Raw genomic sequence first — 4,787 nt, 5'->3', positions numbered from 1 at the left:
GCGCCATGGTCGGGCGGGCTGACAAAGGGCTGTTCATCACCACGGGCACCTTCACAACAGGCGCCATCAAAGAAGCCACCCGCGACGGCGCACCGCCGATTGACTTGGTGGATGGGGATGAGTTGGCTGAAAAGCTGAAAGAACTCTCGCTGGGTGTGACTACGGAACTTGTGCCGCGAGTGGTAGTGAATCCGGAATGGTTTGAAGGCTTGTCTCATGGGCAATAAGCACATACACCCAACTTGCATTCAGTTGAACTTGCAAGTTCATTCTGGTGCAGATGATCGATGGGGAAACGGGTATGACCGAGATGCAGCGAGTGCGGTCTGCTGGGATCGGGCGCCGAACATTCGTTCTGCGCCATGTTGCGGACGTTCAGAACTCCGCGCTATCGGTCGACTGCTCGCAGACGGTGAGGTCTTCGCTAGGCCTGCCCCATCTCCTAGACCAACACGCCCAGACGAATGAGTATCTTGATGAACCAGGCGATGACGGTCTGCAGCAGCGCGTGTTGATCTTCGTTGCTGGACGCAGCAGCCTAGATGAAGGTGGGTGCGCCATTGACGTCGCACCGGCACACACAATCCAGCACCAGGCAGTGCAAGGACTTGCGTAATTTGTATGAGTTTTGCTCGCTATGAGTGCGATGCGCGAAAACAGAACGGGGGCGGGGGATGATCACAGAAGCGGTTTTAGCTGAGGCAACGCGCCTGCGCCTGCCAACAAGATATGCCTTCCAGAGCCGGGACGGCGTAATCGAGGCCGCATGCATCGGGCGTGCGAGCGCGGTTTACCCGGCCACCGTCATTGCCCATCGATCCCGAGGTCCGAATTTCAAACGCTTCAAGGCGACCACTGAAGACGGCGCTGTCTACGCCATTGATTTGATGGTCAATGGATTTGACTTCACGGATCTGGCTCCCGCCGGGGTACTACGCGGGACTGATGGTGAGGTTATAGACGGAATACTTGAAGTCTCGGATGCACGCTTCCGGGAAGTCGAAGACAGCTTGGCTGAAGGGAACCGACTGAGGGCTGAGGTGCATGCCTCATGGCGAGGCGGGATCAACTACGTCTCCGAGCTGGTTGCAGTTGAGGGGTTCGCCGCCAGGCCTGGCTTGCGCGCACCTCAAATCGGCGCGCTCCACGCGATAGCGGCGCACTGGAGTTTGAGCAAAGACCCGGCCATTATTGTGATGCCCACAGGAACGGGGAAAACGGAGGTAATGCTGGCCATCACCGTCGAATCGCGCGGTGATCGCATCTTGGTTATAGTGCCCACAGACCCGCTGCGGCAGCAGACGGCAGATAAGTTCAGGGAGTACGGGCTCCTGAGAAAATTGGGCATCGTCACTGACGTGCTCAATCCGGTCGTAGGCGTGCTGACAGGAAAGCCCACTGCGGCCCAGTTCGACATGCTCCGAAGCTGCAACATTGTGGTGACCACGATGGCCTCCATCAGCCGAGGCGATGAGAATGAGCAAAAAGCGTTTGCAGCACTCTTCAGTGAAGTCTTCTTCGATGAGGCACACCATGCGCAAGCGACAACCTGGAACAGGTTCTCAAGTTATTGCGCACATGCTCGAATGCTGTTGTTCACTGCGACGCCGTTCCGGGAAGACGGCAAGGCTTTGAACGGGAAGATCATCTACAACTACCCACTTCAGCTTGCCCAGGAGAACGAGTTCTTCAAGCCGATCCAGTTCCTTCAAGTCTTTGAGCCAGACAGCTCCGTGGCCGATCTGCGGATCGCCGAGAAAGCCGTACAGAGACTGAGGGCCGATCTGGCAAGCGGCCTAGACCACATGTTATTGGCGAGAGCCAACATGATTGGCCAAGCCAAGGACCTGTTTGAGAACATCTACAGCACAGAATTTCCGGACCTGAACCCGGTCCTCGTCCACAGCAACACGAAGGGTCGCGAACAGGTGCTTCGGAATATCCGAAGCGGCAAGCACAGGATCATCATCTGCGTGGATATGTTCGGCGAAGGATTTGACTTGCCGCAACTCAAGGTGGCCGCGCTGCACTCCGTTCACAAGAGCCTGGGCATCACGCTGCAGTTTATTGGTCGCTTCGCTCGTGCGGCCAACAATGTCGGGGACGCAAGTTTCGTGGCAAATACTGCTGAAGACGGCGTGCCTGAAGCCCTTGAAAGCCTCTATCAAGAAGATGCTGATTGGAACAACCTGCTGTCGGACTTGAGTTATGACGCAATCGACCCGCAGGCGAGGCTGTCAGAGCTTGTCGAAAACCTTCTACCACTGAAGGAAGTTGCTACGAAACTGCAGATATCTGCGCTCACGATGAACCCGAAGCTGAGCACGGAGGTGTTTCGCGTCACGAACTTCGACCACACAGGGTATGCAAATGCATTTCGACCGAACCAGGTCATTTATCAGCCGATCTTCAGTCAGCAAGACAAGATGCTGGTCTTCATTGTCAATCAGGAAGACAAGGTTGACTGGACAGACTCCCGTGACATCGTCATCGATACCTGGGACCTTTTTATCGCCTTCTATGAAGAGGAAAAAGGCCTTCTATTCATTAACAGTTCCCGCAAGAATTTCGCGTGGAAGCTGGCTCAAAGTCTCTCGACTGACCCGCAACCGGTTCGCGATGAGGAGGTGTTCAGGGCTTTCGGCAATCTGCGCCGAATGACGCTGCACAGCGTGGGTTTGACGGGCTTGAGCCGGAATGTCAGATACCAAATGTATGCTGGTCTCGATGTCGGTGACGCTATCGATCCCGTGCAGCAGCAGGACAAAATGAAGTCGAACGTCATGGGCGTAGGCTACGAAGACGGAAAGAGAGTGAGCATTGGATGCTCACGTAAAGGAAAAATCTGGTCTCTTCAGACGGACTCTCTGGCCGGCTGGAGAGATTGGTGCCGAGACCTGGGGATCAAGCTCTCAAACGAGAACATCGAGCCCAACGACTTCCTCAAGCACACCCTCGTTCCTGAGTTGCGCAAAGGCGGCGTGCTTCCTGATGTGCATGCGATGATGATCGACTGGCCAGATCAGCTCTTCGAGTCGGCGAGTTTCAAGATTACGGTTGTGCACGGAGAAAAGAAATACAGCTTCCATGAGTGTCAGTTAGATCTTGTCGAGTGGAACCCGGCAGGTAACGAGTTCACGTTCAAGCTGAAGGCTGGCAGTGAAGTCGAGACCGTGTTCAAGATGACGCTAGTCCCCGAAGGAGTAGCCCAGGGACTGTTCTACTCGATTGTGCGGGTCGAAGGACCTGATGTCAGCATTGAGGCCTTCAATAAGACTGATCTGGCGGTAGACTTCTTCACGACCAACCCACCTCTCGTACGACTTGCAGATGGCTCGCAACTCTCGGGCGAAATACTGCTGAAACCGCGTGAAGAGCTTGCTGAGGTTTATGACCAAGAGCTGATCGCTCCGCTGGGGTGGGGCGACACGCTCCAAAATCAGGAAAGCCGATGGAAAGATGGCGCGCTGCGCCCTCGCTCGATTCAACAAAAATTTATCGAGCACCTGGAGCAAGGGCCTTCGGCGTTCATCATTGATGACGACGATGCTGGGGAAAGCGCGGACATAGTAGCTATTGAAGATGGGGATCAGACCATCACTGTGACTTTATGGCACTGCAAGTATTCCTCTGGAGCCGCACCTGGAAACCGCGTGAAAGACCTATACGAGGTCTGCGGCCAAGCGCAAAAATCGACCAAGTGGACATGGAATTTTCCCAATTTGGTTGCTCATCTAACAGAGCGTGAGACCAAGCATCGCGCGGGTCGCCCGACGCGCTTTGTTCGCGGAAGCCTGCGAAAGCTTGTTGTGCTAAAAAAGGCGTCGCGACGTAAGTACGTTGCCTTTCGCGTCGGTATTGTTCAGCCGGGGCTGTCCAAGGCGGGCATCGAAAATGACCACCTTGCCATTCTTGGCTCTACGAGCCTCTTTCTACGCACTATCACAAACCATCCTCTAGTAGTGATATCAAGCTGATGGGGTAATCGCTGCCGCCCGCTTACAGGTTGAGATCAAGCGACCATGGTCTTTAGGCTAGTAAGCGAATGGAATGCGATGAAGCGGACGTTCACCGTGGCAAGCCCGGACTTCCGCTACAAGCCTAAAGCGGACTTCATTCTCAAAAAATCAAATCCGACTGGGGGTTCGTCCCTCAATGATTCAACTGCCCCCAAGCCTTCTCCAGCCGCTTGATGCTGACCGGCTGCGGGGTCCGCAGTTCTTGCGCGAAGAAACTCACGCGCAGCTCTTCCAGTAACCAGCGGAACTCCAGCATGCGGGCGTCTTGGGCGCCTTTGCGTTCGGCCACCAGACGCCAGTAGCGTTGTTCTTGGGGTTTGAGCTCAGCCAGGCGCTGGGCGTCGCGGGCGGGGTCGGCGCGGTACTTGTCCAGGCGCAGGGTGATGGCCTTGAGGTAGCGGGCGTAGTGCTGCAGCTGCGGCCACGGGGTGGCGGCCATGAAGTTTTTGGGCATCAGGCGTTGCAGTTGCGCTGTGCAGTCTGCCGTCGCTTCGGGGGCGTTTTTGGTGTCCTTGATCTTGCGGGTGGCTGCGCCAAACTCCAGCAAGATGGTGCCCGCCAGCCGGGCCACTTCGTTGGCAATCAAGGTCAAGCGGCCCCGGCCTTCTTCGATGCGGCGCTTGAACGTGATCTCGTCATTGGGCAGTGGGTCAAGTAAGAAGGCGCGGTCCAGCGCCACGTCGATGATCTGGGTTTTCAGCTCATCCGCCGTACCCAGCGGCATGAAGGCCACGGCCATTTTTTGCAGGTCGGGGATGTTTTTCTCAA

At 55.9% G+C, this 4,787-nt stretch carries 3 protein-coding genes; 2 read left to right on the top strand and 1 reads right to left on the bottom strand.

Annotated elements, in window-relative coordinates; translation table 11 throughout:
- Positions 1–227, top strand: a 227-nt coding sequence (locus ACOVRJ_RS19505; RefSeq protein ID WP_422045490.1) for a restriction endonuclease, incomplete at its 5' end; no start/stop codon positions are given.
- Positions 228–674: 447 nt separating this feature from the next.
- Positions 675–3,977, top strand: a complete 3,303-nt coding sequence (locus ACOVRJ_RS19500; RefSeq protein WP_422045489.1) for a DEAD/DEAH box helicase — start codon at positions 675–677, stop codon at positions 3,975–3,977.
- Between the two features lie 175 nt (positions 3,978–4,152).
- Here the strand turns inward: ACOVRJ_RS19500 and ACOVRJ_RS19495 are convergent.
- A partial coding sequence (locus ACOVRJ_RS19495; RefSeq protein WP_422045488.1) for a DUF3418 domain-containing protein occupies positions 4,153–4,787 on the bottom strand: 635 nt, incomplete at its 5' end.

This window comes from Roseateles sp., assembly GCF_049240545.1.
In the GTDB taxonomy this organism is placed as follows: domain Bacteria; phylum Pseudomonadota; class Gammaproteobacteria; order Burkholderiales; family Burkholderiaceae_C; genus Paucibacter_A.
The sequence above is the reverse complement of the archived record's forward strand: the minus strand, read 5'-3'. Positions and strand labels throughout refer to the sequence as shown.

Bases quoted from the DNA above. Each gene is read 5' to 3' on its own strand.
- ACOVRJ_RS19500 (WP_422045489.1), top strand. From the start codon at position 675: ATGATCACAGAAGCGGTTTTAGCTGAGGCAACGCGCCTGCGCCTGCCA.